Below are 13,619 nucleotides of genomic sequence, written 5' to 3' on the forward strand. Positions count from 1 at the left end.
CCTGAAATGGAATGCGCTCATCTGCCCGTTTGTGAGATCAGATCACCAAGATCGAAAACCAGAAGAGGGCAAGACCATGAAGAAGTTCACCATCACCACCGTCGCCGCAGCCGCCCTGACCGCCGGAGCTCTCGGCCTGGCCGCCCCCGCGCTGGCCGCCCCGACCGGTGGCAACGCCGCCGACACGATCAGCGCGCTGGAGGCCCAGGGCAACCGCGTCATCGTGAACCGCCAGGGCAGCGCGCCGCTGGACGAGGCCTCGGTCGTCTCCGTGACCCGCGGCCCGATCATGCGCACGGCCGTGCCGTTCGGGACGTCCAATGGCGACTCCACCCGCTCGGCAACCAGCCAGACGATCTACGTCACCGTGAAGTAATCGTCACCGACCCAGAAGGGCGCCCCCACAAGGGGCGCCCTTCTTCATGCGCGGTGCAAGCGCACCAGCGGGATCGTCCTCCGCCCGGCGCGCACCTCGTAATCGCCGTAACCGGCGTAGACGTCGAGCGCCTTCTCCCAGGCGTCGGCACGCTCGGCCGGATCGGTGATCTCCTGAGCCATGTACGGCCCGCTCAGCCGGCCTGCGAGCACCTCCACCCGCGAGTCGGCCTTGAGGTTGCGGTACCACGACGGGTTGCCCGGCCTGCCGTAATTCGACGCGATCAGGATCAGAGAGTTTCCGTCGACCACGTAGAGCAGCGGCAGCGTCCGTCGCAGGCCGGTCTTGGCCCCGATCGTGGTCAGCAGCATCACCGGCACCGGATAGACACTGCTGAAGCGGCCGCCGCTGAGCCGCAGCAGCGGCGGATCGATACGCGGCGCGAGCCGCGTGACGTACCAGTAGCCCAGCGGAGTTCGGGCGAAGCGTTCCAGCGTGCGTTCGTACACGCTCATATGACGCCGACCGGCCATGACTGGACGCTACAGTCCGCAGGCCTCGAGAACCCCGCACAACGCCGAAACCGCGGCGTCGAAGGCATGCTCGGGCGGTGCGGCGAAGCCGACGACGATCCCGTCGCGTTCGGCGACCTCGGGCCGCGCGTCGGGGTGGCGCATGATCGAGAGACCGGTGAGCGCGATGCCGGCCTCGCCGGCGCGCCGCATCACCTCGGGCTCGGCCCCGTCGGGCAGGCTCACCAGGAGGTTCAGCCCCGCGGCCAGGCCCCTGATCTCGACGTGGAACGGTTCCAGCGCACTGACGAGGGTGTCCCGGCGGCGCCCGTACCGGGCCCGCATCCGCCGGATGTGCCGGTCGTAGTAACCGCGCGCGACGAACTCGGCCAGCGTCAGCTGACCGATGACATTGACGGAGAACTGTTGTCCCCCAGCGGCTTCCACCACGGAGTCGACGAGTCGCTCAGGTAGCGCCATCCAGCCAAGCCGCAACGCCGGCGAAAGGCTCTTGCTGGTCGAACCGAGGTACGCCACGCGATCCGGATCCAGCGCCTGCAGCGCGCCGATGGGCTGACGATCGAATCGGAACTCGCCGTCGTAGTCGTCGTCGAGGACGAATCCTCCTGTGCGCTGTGCCCATTCGACGACGGCCATCCGCCGGGACGGGTGCATCGGCATCCCGAGCGGATTGTGGTGGGCCGGCGTCAGCAGCACCGCGGTCGCGTCCAAGCCGTCGAGGTCCTGCGCCACCGCACCCTTGTCGTCGACACCGATCGGCACCGTCGTCACCCCTGATGCGGCAAGCGCGTCGCGGAACAGGAACAACCCGTACGCCTCGACGGCGATCGGCCCGCCCAGGGATCGCGCCAGCAACACGACCGCCTGTCGCACTCCGGCGCACACGACGATCGACTCCTCTGACGTGCGGACCCCACGGGTTCGGGCAAGGTATTCCGCCAGGGCTGACCGCAATTCGATGCTGCCGCGCGGGTCGCCCATCCGCAGCGCCTCGTTCGGTGCGGCGGCCAGTGCGCGGCGCGCGCACGTCAGCCACTGTCCGCGGGGGAACTCCGAGACGTCCGGCGTGCCCGGCATCAGGTTGTGCACCGGAGCAGCCCGTCCCCCGCGCGGGCGAATGCGGGCCACCGGCCTGGTGGTGTTGAGCACCCAGGTGCCGGCGCCCTGGCGGGAGCCGAGCCATCCTTCGGCGACGAGTTCGGCGTAGGCGTCGGCGACGGTGTTGCGGGCCAGGCCGAGATCGGACGCCAGCGTGCGCGACGGCGGCAGCATCGTGCCGGGGGCGAGTCGGCCGGAGCGTACGGCGTCGCGCAATGCGGTGATCAGCTGTTCCTTGCTGCCGCGGGCACCGGGCGTGACGGACCCGCGCAGCTCCAGATGCAGATCGCGAGTCCCCGAATTGGCCCAGGAAACCATGATGGAATTGAACCACCGTGGTGGGTCTTTCGCGGTTAGCGTCGACGTCATGACACGGCTGAGGATCTACAAGAGTTCCCCGGAGCTCTACGACGCGATGATGACGTTGTCCACGGCGGCCGCCAAGGACGTCGAACCGGAGCTGGGCGAGCTGATCAAGATCCGCGCCTCCCAGATCAACCACTGCGCGTTCTGCCTCGACATGCACACCCGCGATGCCCGGAAGCTCGGGGTAGGCGACCAGAAGCTCGACGTCCTCGCGGCATGGGCGGAGGCGGGCGACATCTTCACCCCGCGGGAACGCGCCGCCCTGGCGCTGACCGAAGCGATCACGGTGCTCGGCGATCACGGGGTCTCCGACGACGTCTACGCCCTTGCCGCAGACGCCTTCACGGATCGAGAACTGGGACAGGTCATCGCGATGGCCGTGACCATCAACGCCTGGAACCGGATCAACGCCGCCGTGCACACCCCGCCCCCGCGGCGCTGAGCGAAGGGCCGAAGGTAGTGCCGTTGGACCCTACGACCAGCGGCGGAGGCCGACGACCATGAGTTCATGGACGCGACAACCACACCGGTGACCGAGCTCACCGATGCGCAGAGCTGGGACCTGCTGTCCGGGGTATCGCTGGGCAGGCTGGTCACGACCGTCGGCGGGTGGACCGAGATCTTCCCCGTCAACTACGTCGTCCAGCACAAGACGGTGCTGTTCCGTACCGCGGAAGGCACCAAGCTGCTCACCTCGGTGCTCAACGAGCACGTGGTGTTCGAGGCCGACGACCACACTGTCAGCGAGGGCTGGAGCGTCGTGCTGCGCGGCACCGCCAAGCTGCTGTCCACCTCCGAGGAGATCGCCGAAGCCGAACGCGCGGGCCTGTACCCGTGGGTCGCGACCCGCAAGCTCCGCTTCGTGCGCATCCGCCCCGAGACGCTGACCGGTCGTCGCTTCGTGTTCGGCCCCGAACCCGACCACACCGCGCTCGTCAGCTGACGGTCACACCCAGTACGGCACGCGGGCCCGGTACTGGCGCATCGCCAGCGCGGCGAACACCCAGCCGAACGCTGTCAGGACCAGAACCACGACCCAGTGCCGCAGTTCCTGATCCGCACCCAGCAAGGGCGCCCGCACGATGTCGAGGTAGTGCAACAGCGGATTGAGTTCGACGATCTTGGCCCACTGGCCGGCGCCCTGGGACTGCAGCGTCGCCTCGTTCCAGATGATCGGCGTCATGAAGAACAACAGCTGCACCAGGCTGTTCAGCAGCGGGCTGATGTCGCGGTAGCGGGTCGCGAGGATCCCGAAACACAAAGCCACCCAGACACAGTTGAGGGAGATCAGCGCCAGCGCGGGAATGACGGACAGGTCCGTCCACGTCCACGGTTTGGGGAAGATGATCGCGATGATCACGAAGATGATGATGTTGTGCGCGAACAGGATCATCTGCCGCCAGACCAGCCGGTAGACGTGTACCGACAGCGGGGTCGGAAGTTGTTTGATCAGACCCTCGTTGGCGATGAACACCTCGGCGCCCTCGAGAATCGACGCGTTGATCAGATTCCAGACGATCAGCCCGAGCGTCACGTAGGGAAGGTGTTCGGAGAGTTCGAGTTTGAACAGCTTCGAGTACAGCGCACCCATCGCCACCGCGGTGGTGCCGGTGGCGATCGTGATCCAGAAGGGGCCCAGCACCGAACGCCGGTACCGCTGCTTGATGTCCTGCCAACCCAGGTGCAGCCACAACTCGCGCTTGCCGAAACCGCCCACCAGGTCGGCCCAGGCCCGGGTGAACGTCTTCGATTGCGCCGCGGCATCCGTGAACGTCATCGTCGCGCGAACCTCTCCCGTCGTCCCAACCGCCGCAGGCGGATCCACTCGGCGAAACCGCGGGGATCATGCGTCGACACCAGGAAGTACCAGCCGAATCGCAGCCATTCCTGCGCGACGAGTTTGCGCATGCCCGGTTGCGCCTGCAGATAGCCCCGGTTGCGGTAGGTGTAGAACCGTTTGGCCTCGTTGTCCGGATACTGGGTGTGCATCCGGCCGCCCAGAATCGGCTTGAACTCGTCGGTGCCGCAGGGATGCAGGTACACCGCGTCGAGGCAGGTGCCGAACGGCAACCCGGTGCGCACCAGTCGCCGGTGCACTTCCGTCTCGTCGCCGCGGATGAACAGGCGCAGATCGGGCACGCCGACCGCCTCGATCGTCGTGGCCCGGAACAGCGCACCGTTGAACAGCGACGCGATGCCCGGCAGCAGGTCCCCGGTTCCGTCCGTGCGCAATTCGGTCACCAGCCGCCGCCACTTCAGGCCGCGGCGCAGCGGAAAGGCCAGCCGCTCGGGCTCGTCGAGATTGCACACCATCGGCGACACCTCGGCAAGGCCGTGCCGGCGGGCGCAGGCCATCAGCGTCGCGAGTACCTCCGCGTCCTGGGGCCGGCCATCGTCGTCGGCGAGCCACACCCAGTCCGCGCCGAGAGCGAGCGCATGCAGCATCCCGAGCGCGAAACCGCCTGCGCCCCCGAGGTTCCGGCGGGAGCCGAGGTAGGTCGTCGGAACGGGCTGGCCCGCGACGAGATCACGAACCCGCTCGTCGTGATCGTTGTCGACGACGATCAGGTGGTCCGGGCGACGGCTCTGAGAAGCCAACGCGTCCAACGACTTCGCGAGGTCGTCGGGACGACGGTGGGTGACGACGACCGCTGCGATCTGCTCTTCGCGCAAGCGCTCATCGCCGACAACGGTGTCACCGCTCATGGGTGTGTGCCGTCTCCTCGAGGACCTCGCGCACGTGCCGTGCGGCGTCCTCGCCCTCGTAGGCGCGGACCACCTCTTCGATCCCGCCCTCCAACTTCACGGTGCCGTGGTCGATCCACATCGCGGTGTTGCACAGCCGCGCCAGGAACTCGTTGGAGTGGCTGGCGAACACCAGGATGCCGGACCGCTCCACCAGCTGGGCCAGCCGGGTCTGCGCCTTCTTCAGGAAGTCGGCGTCCACGGCGCCGATACCCTCGTCGAGCAACAGGATCTCGGGGTCGATGCTGGTCACCACGCCCATCGCGAGCCGCACCCGCATGCCGGTGGAGTACGTGCGCAGCGGCATCGACAGGTAGTCGCCGAGTTCGGTGAAGTCGGCGATCTCGTCGACCTTGGCCAGCATCTGCTTGCGGGTCTGCCCGAGGAACAGCCCCCGGATGATGATGTTCTCGAACCCGGAGATCTCGGGGTCCATGCCCACCCCGAGGTCGAACACCGGGGCCACCCGGCCCTGCACGGTGGCCACGCCGCGGGTGGGTTCGTAGATGCCCGAGAGCAGCCGCAGCAGGGTCGACTTGCCCGCGCCGTTGTGCCCGACCAGGCCGACGCGGTCGCCCATCTTGAGCGACAGCGTGATGTCGCGCAGCGCCTCGATGACGACGACGTTGGACTCGTTGCGCCCGATCGCGCCGCCTGCCTTGCCGAGGAACGCCTTCTTCAGCGAGCGCGTCTTGGCGTCGAAGATCGGGAACTCCACCCACGCGTTGCGCGTGTGGATGTAGGGCTCAGGACTGACCACGAACGCTCACAGGTACTGGCCGGTGCTGTGCCCGCCGCGCTGGCCGGGCACCACCACGCCGGGCGGCAGCGCGCCCTGACGCATCTGCTCGAGTTGCTGACGGGCCGCCATCTGCTGGGCGAAGAGCGCGGTCTGGATGCCGTGGAACAGGCCTTCGAGCCACCCCACCAGCTGGGCCTGCGCGATGCGCAGTTCGGAGTCCGACGGCACCTCCTCTTCGGTGAACGGCAGCGTGAGCCGCTCGAGTTCGGCGCGCAACTCCGGGGCCAGCCCGTCCTCCAGTTCGCGGATGCTGGTGCGGTGGATGTCGCGCAGCCGGCCGCGGCTCGCCTCGTCCAGCGGCGCGGCGCGCACCTCCTCGAGCAGCTGTTTGATCATCGTGCCGATGCGCATCACCTTTGCCGGCTGCTCGACGAGATCGGTCAGCGACTTGCTGTCCGAGTCCTGCTCCATATCGGTGGAGCTGTCGCCGATGATCTCGACGTTGTCGTCGTCGGTGGTGTCAGAAGTCATGGTCCTAGAGTGCCCCAGCGTCGCGTCGTCATTCCGGTCGGGCTCCGCGCCACTGGTAGATGCGCGCCTCGCCGTTGTCGTAGATCTTCTCCCAGGAACGGGATTTGTCCAGCGACGCCAGACCGTCGGGCATCACGAAGCCCCGCACCACCGGCGTGCTCACGAGAAGGTAGCGGATGTTCAGCGCCGAGACGGCCTCGGCCACCCGTGGATCGGTGTCGGCGTCGTCGGCATAGGCCCAGATGATGAACCGGTGATACCCCGGCCCCTGCTGCACCGGATAGTCGTAGTGGGTCCACAGCGGATGCAGGCCGGCGACCGCGTACATCCATGCGGTGCCGTCGGTGTTGGCGTTGGCGACCAGGGTGTCCCGCGCCCCGGGCAGCGCGGCCAGGTGGGCGAACGCCTCCAGGTCCTTCCCGTCGATGATCACCGAGTCGTACTTCTCGCCGAACAGGAACTCGTGGCGGGGAAGGTAGAGCACGGCCGAGACGACGCACGTCAGCACCAGAACCGCGCCGCCGGTGGCGTACCGGAGCCGCGGATCGAGCCGGCCCATCCGTCCGACGACGGCCGCGACGATCGTGTAGGCGGCGATGCCGGCCGGCGCGCTCAGCAGCATGCTCACCACCGCCGACAGGCGGCGGGGATCGCTGTAGAAGAGGTCACTGAACGTCCCGGTGAGCGCCCCGGCCGGACCCCCGAACGGCGCTGAGGAGTGCACGATCGCCACCACGAGCAGCAGCCACACAGGCAGCGGCCACCACACCCGCCGGACGAGCAGGATCACCCCTCCGACGGCGGCCAACGCGATCAGTACCCACTGGATCGGGAAGTCGTTGAGATGGCGGGTGTGCTGCACGACGGCATCGAACAGCGCCCTCTTCTTGCCCTGATGGGTGACGAACGAGTGGCCCTCGATGATCTCGGCCTGCTGCAGGACCCCGAGGAACTGGGGCAGCAGCACGGCGACCGCCGGCGCGCCGACGAGTAGCAGCGTGCCGGTGTCGGTCAGCCGGCCGCGCACGGGATGGCGCAACGCCTCGACGAGCCACCACGCGGCCACCAGCAGGACGGTGACCACGCCGCCGGTGATGTGCACCGAGAACACCCCCACGACAGCCAGCACGGCCATCGGGATGCGGTCGCGGTGGGCCAGGGTCGTGGTGGTGAGCACGAAGACGGGCACCGCGATGCCGTACGCGGCGAGGTTCGGCATGGATGCGGTGTCGAACTCCACGTAGGGCACCGCGGTGAACGACGCCGACAGCGCGGCGGCCGTGGCGGCCGCGCCCGCGGTGGGCCACGGGCCGGTCCGGGAGCGCAGCAGCTGCCAGGTCAGCACCGCGGCGCTGACGGGGAACAGCCAGCTCGACACCGCGACCGAGCTGACGGTGTACGCCGTCGTCGGTGCGGCGCCGGACAGCTGGGCGAAGACAGCGGCGACCGCGTGGAACGTGGACGGGTAGTAGAGCGCTTCGTGGGTCTCGATGTTGCGCAGTTCGCCCATGTGGGTGGGGGAGGCCTGCCCGGTGTCGAGGATGAACCGGATGGTGTTGGCGTGCCACACGGCATCCCAGGTGCTGGGAATCGACTGCCAGTTCTCGAGCCCGCGGGTAGCGGCCAGCCAGATCAGCACCGCGCCGAGCAACACGCCGCCGGCCACCAGCAGTCCCGCCCCCCGCGGCGGCACGGCGCGGTCGTCGGGCCGGGGCGCGGTGAATCGGCGCAGCAGCACCCGCAAACACGTCACGGCGACCGCCACCACGACGACGGCCAGCAGCGCCGACGCCGCGTTCCACGGCAGGCCCAGCGCGCCGAACGGGACGATGGCCATGGCTGCGGCGCCGTAGGTCAGGGCCGGTCCGACCGCGACGGCCGCGGGCCAGTGCAGTCCGCCGCACCGCGCGATGATTGCCCCGGGCCCCACCAGCAACAACAGCGCAAGGAGAACGCCGAACCCGAAGCCCACTCGACTAGTATGGCTGCCCAGATGACCCGTACCGGCCACGGCATGGGCAGCAAGAGCGAGGTCGGGCAACCGCTCGACCGTCCGTATCGGGCGGTGCGGCGAGGTTCCCTTGACGCACTAAGGTGGGCTGGCATGGCATACGACGTCGCCCGGGTGCGTGGATTGCACCCGTCGTTGGGCGATGGCTGGGTGCATCTGGACGCACAGCACGGGATGCTGCTGCCGGACACCGTGAGCCGGGCCGTCTCCACCGCGTTTCGCGGTTCGATGCCGACGGTGTCGAGTCCGCACCCGTCGTCGCGGCGCAGCGCTGCGGTACTGGCCGCCGCGCGCCAGGCAGTGGCCGATCTGGTCAACGCGGACCCTGGCGGGGTGGTTCTGGGCGCCGATCGTGCGGTGTTGCTGACCTCGCTCGCCGACGCCGCGTCCGCCCGGGTGGGCCTCGGCTACGAGGTGGTGGTGTCGCGACTCGACGACGAGGCGAACATCGCCCCGTGGCTGCGCGCGGCCAACCGCTACGGCGCGAAGGTCAAGTGGGCCGAGGTCGACATCGAGACCGGTGAACTGCCGACCTGGCAGTGGGAGGGGCTGGTCACCCGGCCCACCCGCATGGTCGCGTTGGCCTCTGCCTCAGCGACTTTGGGGACGGTGACGGAACTCCGCGAAGTGACCAAGCTGGTTCACGAGGTCGGCGGTCTTGTGGTGGTGGACCACTCCGCCGCGGCGCCGTACCGGCTCATCGACATCCAGGAGGTCGAGGCCGACGTGGTGGCGCTCAACGCGCTCGCCTGGGGTGGCCCGCCGATCGGTGCGCTGGTCTTCCGCGATCCCTCGATGATCGACGCGTTCGGCTCGGTGTCGCTGAACCCGTACGCCACCGGGCCGGACCGCCTCGAGCTCGGCACCCATCAGTTCGGCCTGCTGGCGGGTGTGGTGGCGAGCATCGAATACCTTGCCGGCCTGGAGGATTCAGCACAGGGCAGTCGCCGGGAGCGGCTCGAGGTGTCGATGCGGTCGGTGTCGGGGTACCTGAACGGACTTTTCGACTACCTGTTGTCCTCGTTGCGCCTGCTGCCGGCGGTGATGGTGATCGGCAGCCCGGAGGTGCGGATCCCGGTGCTCAGTTTCGCGGTCGAGAACGTGCCGGCCGAGCGCGTCGTGCAGCGGCTGGCCGACAACGGCATCCTCGCGATCGCGAACGCGAACTCCCGCGTACTCGACGTGATCGGTGTCAACGACATCGGCGGCGCGGTGACGATCGGGCTGGCCCATTACAGCACCGCCGCCGAGGTGGACCAGCTGGTGCGGGCGCTCGCGTCGCTGGGCTGACGGCTCAATCGCGAACGCGCAGAATCACTTTCCCGGAGACGTCACCCGACTCGAGCAGTTCGTGGGCGGCCTGCGCCTCGGCGACGGGGAACTCGGCGCCGATCACCGGCCGGACCTGACCGTCGGCGATCAGCGGCCACACCTCGTCGCGCACCCGGGCCACGATCTCGCTCTTGCCTGCGGGGCCGTCGACCGGGCGGGCGCGCAGTGCGGTGGCGAACACGCCGCCGCGCTTGGCCAGCAATTTGCCGATGTTCAGCTCGGCCTTGACGCCGCCCTGCATGCCGATGATCACCAGCCGGCCGTCGGCGGCGAGCGCGTCGATGTTGCGGTCCAGATAGGCCGCTCCCATGATGTCGAGGATGACGTCCGCCCCGCCCGCATCTCGCACGGCTTCGACGAAATCTTCGCTGTGGTAGTCGATGGTGATCTCGGCACCGAGTTCGGCGCACAGCTCGAGTTTGTTGCGTGAACCGGCGGTCACCGCGACGCGACACCCCAGCGCGCGCGCCACCTGGATGGCATGGGTGCCGATGCCGCTGGCACCGCCGTGGACGAGCAGCAGTTGGGACGGGCGCAGGCCGGCGGTCATCACCACGTTCGACCAGACGGTGCAGGCCACCTCGGGCAGGCCGGCGGCGTGTTCGAGGGGGACGCCGTCGGGCGCGGGCAATACCTGGCCGGCCGGAACCGCCACGTACTCGGCGTACCCACCTCCCGCCAGCAAAGCGCAGACGCGTTGCCCCTTAGTCCAATTCGTGACGCCGTCACCGACGCGCTCTAGGAATCCCGACACTTCGAGTCCTATGATGTCGCTGGCACCAGGAGGTGGCGGATAGTTCCCGGCCGCTTGAAGGAGATCGGCCCGGTTCACGCCCGCAGCGGTGACCCGGATGAGAACCTCGCCGGGCGCAGGCGCGACGTCAGGGATGGTTTGCCAGGTGAGCCGGCCTGAATCGGACACGATCGCGCGCATCCACGCAAGGCTACTACGCAGGGAAAAGTCCCCTGCTCATAACCTGTCAGCAATACGGGCGTGCATCTACTATGTGCGCATGGAGGGGATCATCGGGGGGCGTACCGCCAGCGATACGCCTGGGCTTGACATTGCAGAACAACGGGCGTGGCAGAACTTTCTGGACGCCGCACTTCGCTTGTACGCCACCATGAATCGTTCGTTGGTGGACCGTCACAAGCTCACACTCAACGACGTTCGGCTGCTCGACCTTCTGGCCAGGTCGCCTTCGGGTGCCGCGCGGATGGGTGATCTGGCGGAGTCGTTGATGTCGCTGCCGAGCCGGGTGACGCGCCAGATCCATCGTTTGGAGAAGCAGGGTCTGGTCGGTCGGGGGGCGAGCCCGGACGACGGACGGGGTGTGCTGGCGCGGATCACGCCGGAAGGGCGCGAGGCGCTGGCGACGGCCCTGAACACCTACGGCGCCGCGGTGCGCGCTCACTTCCTCGACCGTTTGACTCGCCCGCAGGTCGCGGCGATGGGGGAGAACTGCCGTCGGATCAGCGTCGGGCTGAAGTCGGGCACGCAGTCGGTCAAGGTGGGCCGCGTCTAGACTGACCCGCGGTGGCGTGGCAGAGCGGCCTAATGCACTCGCCTTGAAAGCGAGAGACGGCTAACACCGTCCGGGGGTTCAAATCCCTCCGCCACCGCGGCGGTTCACTGCACGCGGGCGGCGACGAACGAACCCGCCTGGTCGACCATGCCGTTCTGCAGGTGGGCGTAGTGCGCCATGGGGTCCGTGCCTCCGCTGCAGTACTTGTCACCGGTGGCGCACTGGTCGATGGTGCGGCTGCCGTAGACGGGACTCTTGTCCACCAGCGACCCCCCATTGTTCATCGTGCGTAAGGGGTTGCCGAACACCGCGATTGCCGCGATTCGGGGTTCGTCTCCTGCGGGTATGGGCATCGGCGTGAACACTCCGACGGGTTGCCCGATCGCGAGCTGGTCGATGACGCCTGCACCCTGGGAGTACCCGCCCAGGACGATGCGGGTGTCGGGGCAGTTCGCCGCCGTGGTGTGGATGCGGGCCAACGCGTCGGAACCGCCTGCCCGCACCGACGAGTACAGATTCCAGTCGGCGGGGTAGTTGACCGCATACGCCGAAACGGTTCTCGCGCCGACCTTGCCGCGCACGGTGTTGATGAACGCGGTTCCGAGCCACCCGACCCCGGCCGGCTCTCCGGTCCCCCGGGCGAAGATCACCTCGACGTCGCTGCACCCCTGGGCGCCTGCCGCGGGCACGCCCGGGCCGAACAGTGCGGATGCGCACGCGACGGCGGAAACAGCCGCGGCACTGAATGTCGATCTTTTCCCCATGCCGATGTCTTTCCACGATCAACCAATGGCTAAACCCATTCAGCAAACCCGTTTACCACCGTCCGCGGGTAGCTGCCAGAGAAGCGTGCCGTCGGCGCATGCCCCGAGGCTGGAAATCGTCCTGCGCCCGGACGTTTCGCTCAATAGCGGACGTAAAAGATTGGCAAACCCGTCAATATCGACGTATGACGACAGGAACGTCCACTGCCACCCAACCGCAGTGGCGGATCTCGATGTCGAGCTACGTCGGGCCGGACTTTGGTGTGAGAGGCAGTGGCCTGAGCGTCACTCCCCTTTGAACTCGGGTGCCCGCTTCTCGAACATCGCGGTGATGCCCTCGGTGAGGTCTTTCGACGGAAGGAACGCCGAGTTCCACGCCGCGACGTAACGCAGGCTGGCCGACACGGCAGCGGTGCGCTGCTCGTCGAGGACGTCCTTGATGCCGGCGACGACCAGCGGCGGGTTCGCGGCGATCTCGGCCGCGGTGGCCCGCGCGGCGGCCAGGGCGGCTTCTGCATCGGGATACACGTCATTGACCAGGCCGATCTTCTCGGCGCGGTCGGCGTCGATGTCCTTGCCCGTCAACGCCAGCTCCCGCAGATGCCCGTCGGACAGGATCAGCGGCAGCCGCGCCAGCGAGCCGACGTCGGCGACGATGGCGAGCTTGACCTCGCGGACGGAGAATTTCGCGTCGGCGCTGGCGTAGCGGATGTCGACGGCCGAGATCAGGTCGACGCCGCCGCCGATGCACCAGCCCTGGATCGCCGCGATGGTCGGGGTGCGGCAGTCCGCGACGGCGGTGATCGACTGCTGCATGGTCTTGAGCCGGGCGTGGAAGTCGGCGCGGGATTTGGCCAGCGCGCCCTCGGCCATCATCGGCGACAGCGTGCCGCCCATCGCCGCCAGGTCCAGGCCGTAGCTGAAGTTGCGGCCCGACCCGGTCAGCACGATCGCCCGCACGTCGGGGTCGGCGTCCAGTTCGGCGAAGGCCTGGGGGAGTTCGGCCCAGAACGCCGGGCCCATCGCGTTGCCCTTGCCGGGTCCGATGAGCGTGACCTGCGCGATGTGGTCGGCGATGTCGACGGTCAATGACTCATAGCTGCTGCCCATGGACCAAGAGGCTAGCCGCCTCGCGACTGCGTGGGCTACGAGCCCATCAGGACGTCGCTCACCTTGGCGCTGGGCAGGAACTGGCACGCCGCATCCGCCAGCAGTTGGCCCACCGTCTCGCCGTTGGGGCCCAGCGGGTTGCTGCCCTGCTCGAGGATCGCCCGGACCACCGCGACGCGGGTGGGCTCGTCGAGGCCGCTGTACTCCTCGCAGGTCATGCTTGTCGCATTCGGCGGCGGGGGAACCACGGGGACGTCGGTGCCGCGGGTGGGCAGCGGCAGGTTCGGGATCGTGATCTCGGGCAGACCGGGGATCGACGGGAGCCGACCCGGCGCACTGGGCTCGGTGGTCAACGGAGGTCCCGGCTGGGTGGTCTGCGCGACGGCGCCCTCGGTGGTGCGCTGGCACGCCGTGGTCGCGCCGAGCGCGATCGCCAGCCCGGCGAGCGTCGCCGCCGTCACCCGCACGCGCGTGTTCATCTGCGC

General features: G+C 68.5%; 16 protein-coding genes and 1 tRNA gene. 6 read left to right on the plus strand and 11 right to left on the minus strand.

The window, feature by feature from the left end; translation table 11 throughout:
- The first annotated feature begins 76 nt into the window (after positions 1-76).
- On the plus strand, positions 77-376 hold the full coding sequence (locus G6N45_RS06230) for a hypothetical protein (protein ID WP_163720872.1): 300 nt from the start codon (positions 77-79) through the stop codon (positions 374-376).
- A 44-nt stretch (positions 377-420) separates the two neighbouring features.
- Here G6N45_RS06230 and G6N45_RS06235 read toward each other — a convergent pair whose 3' ends face one another.
- On the minus strand, positions 421-909 hold the full coding sequence (locus G6N45_RS06235) for a nitroreductase/quinone reductase family protein (RefSeq protein WP_163720874.1): 489 nt from the start codon (positions 907-909) through the stop codon (positions 421-423).
- 9 nt (positions 910-918) lie between these two features.
- Complete coding sequence (gene pdxR / locus G6N45_RS06240) at positions 919-2,325, minus strand: MocR-like pyridoxine biosynthesis transcription factor PdxR (RefSeq protein WP_163720876.1); 1,407 nt, start codon at positions 2,323-2,325, stop codon at positions 919-921.
- A 49-nt stretch (positions 2,326-2,374) separates the two neighbouring features.
- Here pdxR and G6N45_RS06245 point away from each other — a divergent pair, with 49 nt between their 5' ends.
- Both G6N45_RS06245 and G6N45_RS06250 read left to right on the plus strand, forming a co-directional pair.
- Entirely contained in the window at positions 2,375-2,815 is a 441-nt protein-coding gene (locus G6N45_RS06245; RefSeq protein ID WP_163720878.1) for a carboxymuconolactone decarboxylase family protein, read from the plus strand.
- Between the two features lie 66 nt (positions 2,816-2,881).
- The gene (locus tag G6N45_RS06250) at positions 2,882-3,316 is read left to right on the plus strand and encodes a pyridoxamine 5'-phosphate oxidase family protein (protein ID WP_163720880.1); all 435 of its coding nucleotides are present in this window, start codon (positions 2,882-2,884) and stop codon (positions 3,314-3,316) included.
- Positions 3,317-3,319: 3 nt separating this feature from the next.
- Here G6N45_RS06250 and wzm read toward each other — a convergent pair whose 3' ends face one another.
- From wzm to G6N45_RS06275, 5 genes are read right to left on the minus strand one after another with little or no spacing between them, the layout of a single operon-like run.
- Positions 3,320-4,150, minus strand: a complete 831-nt coding sequence (gene wzm, locus G6N45_RS06255; RefSeq protein ID WP_163720883.1) for a galactan export ABC transporter permease subunit Wzm/RfbD — start codon at positions 4,148-4,150, stop codon at positions 3,320-3,322.
- Entirely contained in the window at positions 4,147-5,079 is a 933-nt protein-coding gene (gene glfT1, locus G6N45_RS06260) for a galactofuranosyltransferase GlfT1 (RefSeq protein WP_163720885.1), read from the minus strand. Before glfT1 ends, wzm begins: the two co-directional genes overlap by 4 nt.
- Positions 5,069-5,878, minus strand: a complete 810-nt coding sequence (wzt, locus tag G6N45_RS06265) for a galactan export ABC transporter ATP-binding subunit Wzt/RfbE (protein ID WP_163720887.1) — start codon at positions 5,876-5,878, stop codon at positions 5,069-5,071. Before wzt ends, glfT1 begins: the two co-directional genes overlap by 11 nt.
- Positions 5,879-5,884: 6 nt before the next feature.
- Positions 5,885-6,391 carry a bacterial proteasome activator family protein gene (locus tag G6N45_RS06270; RefSeq protein WP_163720889.1) on the minus strand — a complete coding sequence of 169 codons (507 nt, stop codon included), beginning with the start codon at positions 6,389-6,391 and terminating at the stop codon, positions 5,885-5,887.
- A gap of 28 nt (positions 6,392-6,419) precedes the next feature.
- Positions 6,420-8,363: a DUF6541 family protein gene (locus G6N45_RS06275; RefSeq protein ID WP_163720891.1), complete on the minus strand. Its 1,944-nt coding sequence runs from the start codon at positions 8,361-8,363 to the stop codon at positions 6,420-6,422.
- 132 nt (positions 8,364-8,495) lie between these two features.
- Here G6N45_RS06275 and G6N45_RS06280 point away from each other — a divergent pair, with 132 nt between their 5' ends.
- Positions 8,496-9,692, plus strand: a complete 1,197-nt coding sequence (locus G6N45_RS06280) for a cysteine desulfurase-like protein (protein ID WP_163720893.1) — start codon at positions 8,496-8,498, stop codon at positions 9,690-9,692.
- A 4-nt stretch (positions 9,693-9,696) separates the two neighbouring features.
- On the opposite strand, the gene G6N45_RS06285 is transcribed toward G6N45_RS06280, so the two are convergent.
- On the minus strand, positions 9,697-10,668 hold the full coding sequence (locus G6N45_RS06285) for an NAD(P)H-quinone oxidoreductase (RefSeq protein WP_163720895.1): 972 nt from the start codon (positions 10,666-10,668) through the stop codon (positions 9,697-9,699).
- A gap of 79 nt (positions 10,669-10,747) precedes the next feature.
- Between G6N45_RS06285 and G6N45_RS06290 the strand changes: the two genes are divergently transcribed.
- Together G6N45_RS06290 and G6N45_RS06295 are read left to right on the plus strand one after the other, a co-directional pair.
- Positions 10,748-11,260, plus strand: coding sequence for a MarR family winged helix-turn-helix transcriptional regulator (locus G6N45_RS06290; RefSeq protein ID WP_163720897.1), 513 nt, complete (start codon positions 10,748-10,750; stop codon positions 11,258-11,260).
- Positions 11,261-11,270: 10 nt separating this feature from the next.
- Positions 11,271-11,357 (plus strand) — tRNA-Ser (locus G6N45_RS06295).
- Between the two features lie 7 nt (positions 11,358-11,364).
- Here the strand turns inward: G6N45_RS06295 and G6N45_RS06300 are convergent.
- The 3 genes from G6N45_RS06300 to G6N45_RS06310 form a co-directional block, all read right to left on the minus strand.
- On the minus strand, positions 11,365-12,024 hold the full coding sequence (locus tag G6N45_RS06300) for a cutinase family protein (protein WP_163720899.1): 660 nt from the start codon (positions 12,022-12,024) through the stop codon (positions 11,365-11,367).
- Positions 12,025-12,309: 285 nt separating this feature from the next.
- Positions 12,310-13,134, minus strand: coding sequence for a crotonase/enoyl-CoA hydratase family protein (locus G6N45_RS06305; protein ID WP_163720901.1), 825 nt, complete (start codon positions 13,132-13,134; stop codon positions 12,310-12,312).
- Between the two features lie 35 nt (positions 13,135-13,169).
- Entirely contained in the window at positions 13,170-13,613 is a 444-nt protein-coding gene (locus tag G6N45_RS06310; RefSeq protein ID WP_163720903.1) for a hypothetical protein, read from the minus strand.
- Positions 13,614-13,619: the final 6 nt, after the last annotated feature.

The organism is Mycolicibacterium psychrotolerans (genome assembly GCF_010729305.1).
GTDB classification, from domain to species: Bacteria; Actinomycetota; Actinomycetes; order Mycobacteriales; family Mycobacteriaceae; genus Mycobacterium; species Mycobacterium psychrotolerans.

What these genes read in the sequence shown, in the direction of transcription:
- G6N45_RS06250 (WP_163720880.1), top strand. Translation starts at nt 2,882, where the DNA reads ATGGACGCGACAACCACACCGGTGACCGAGCTCACCGATGCGCAGAGC.
- G6N45_RS06285 (WP_163720895.1), bottom strand. Translation starts at nt 10,668, where the DNA reads ATGCGCGCGATCGTGTCCGATTCAGGCCGGCTCACCTGGCAAACCATC.
- G6N45_RS06230 (WP_163720872.1), top strand. Translation starts at nt 77, where the DNA reads ATGAAGAAGTTCACCATCACCACCGTCGCCGCAGCCGCCCTGACCGCC.
- G6N45_RS06290 (WP_163720897.1), top strand. Translation starts at nt 10,748, where the DNA reads ATGGAGGGGATCATCGGGGGGCGTACCGCCAGCGATACGCCTGGGCTT.
- G6N45_RS06235 (WP_163720874.1), bottom strand. Translation starts at nt 909, where the DNA reads ATGGCCGGTCGGCGTCATATGAGCGTGTACGAACGCACGCTGGAACGC.
- G6N45_RS06305 (WP_163720901.1), bottom strand. Translation starts at nt 13,134, where the DNA reads ATGGGCAGCAGCTATGAGTCATTGACCGTCGACATCGCCGACCACATC.
- G6N45_RS06270 (WP_163720889.1), bottom strand. Translation starts at nt 6,391, where the DNA reads ATGACTTCTGACACCACCGACGACGACAACGTCGAGATCATCGGCGAC.
- G6N45_RS06310 (WP_163720903.1), bottom strand. Translation starts at nt 13,613, where the DNA reads ATGAACACGCGCGTGCGGGTGACGGCGGCGACGCTCGCCGGGCTGGCG.
- glfT1 (WP_163720885.1), bottom strand. Translation starts at nt 5,079, where the DNA reads ATGAGCGGTGACACCGTTGTCGGCGATGAGCGCTTGCGCGAAGAGCAG.
- G6N45_RS06300 (WP_163720899.1), bottom strand. Translation starts at nt 12,024, where the DNA reads ATGGGGAAAAGATCGACATTCAGTGCCGCGGCTGTTTCCGCCGTCGCG.
- wzm (WP_163720883.1), bottom strand. Translation starts at nt 4,150, where the DNA reads ATGACGTTCACGGATGCCGCGGCGCAATCGAAGACGTTCACCCGGGCC.
- G6N45_RS06280 (WP_163720893.1), top strand. Translation starts at nt 8,496, where the DNA reads ATGGCATACGACGTCGCCCGGGTGCGTGGATTGCACCCGTCGTTGGGC.
- G6N45_RS06245 (WP_163720878.1), top strand. Translation starts at nt 2,375, where the DNA reads ATGACACGGCTGAGGATCTACAAGAGTTCCCCGGAGCTCTACGACGCG.
- pdxR (WP_163720876.1), bottom strand. Translation starts at nt 2,325, where the DNA reads ATGGTTTCCTGGGCCAATTCGGGGACTCGCGATCTGCATCTGGAGCTG.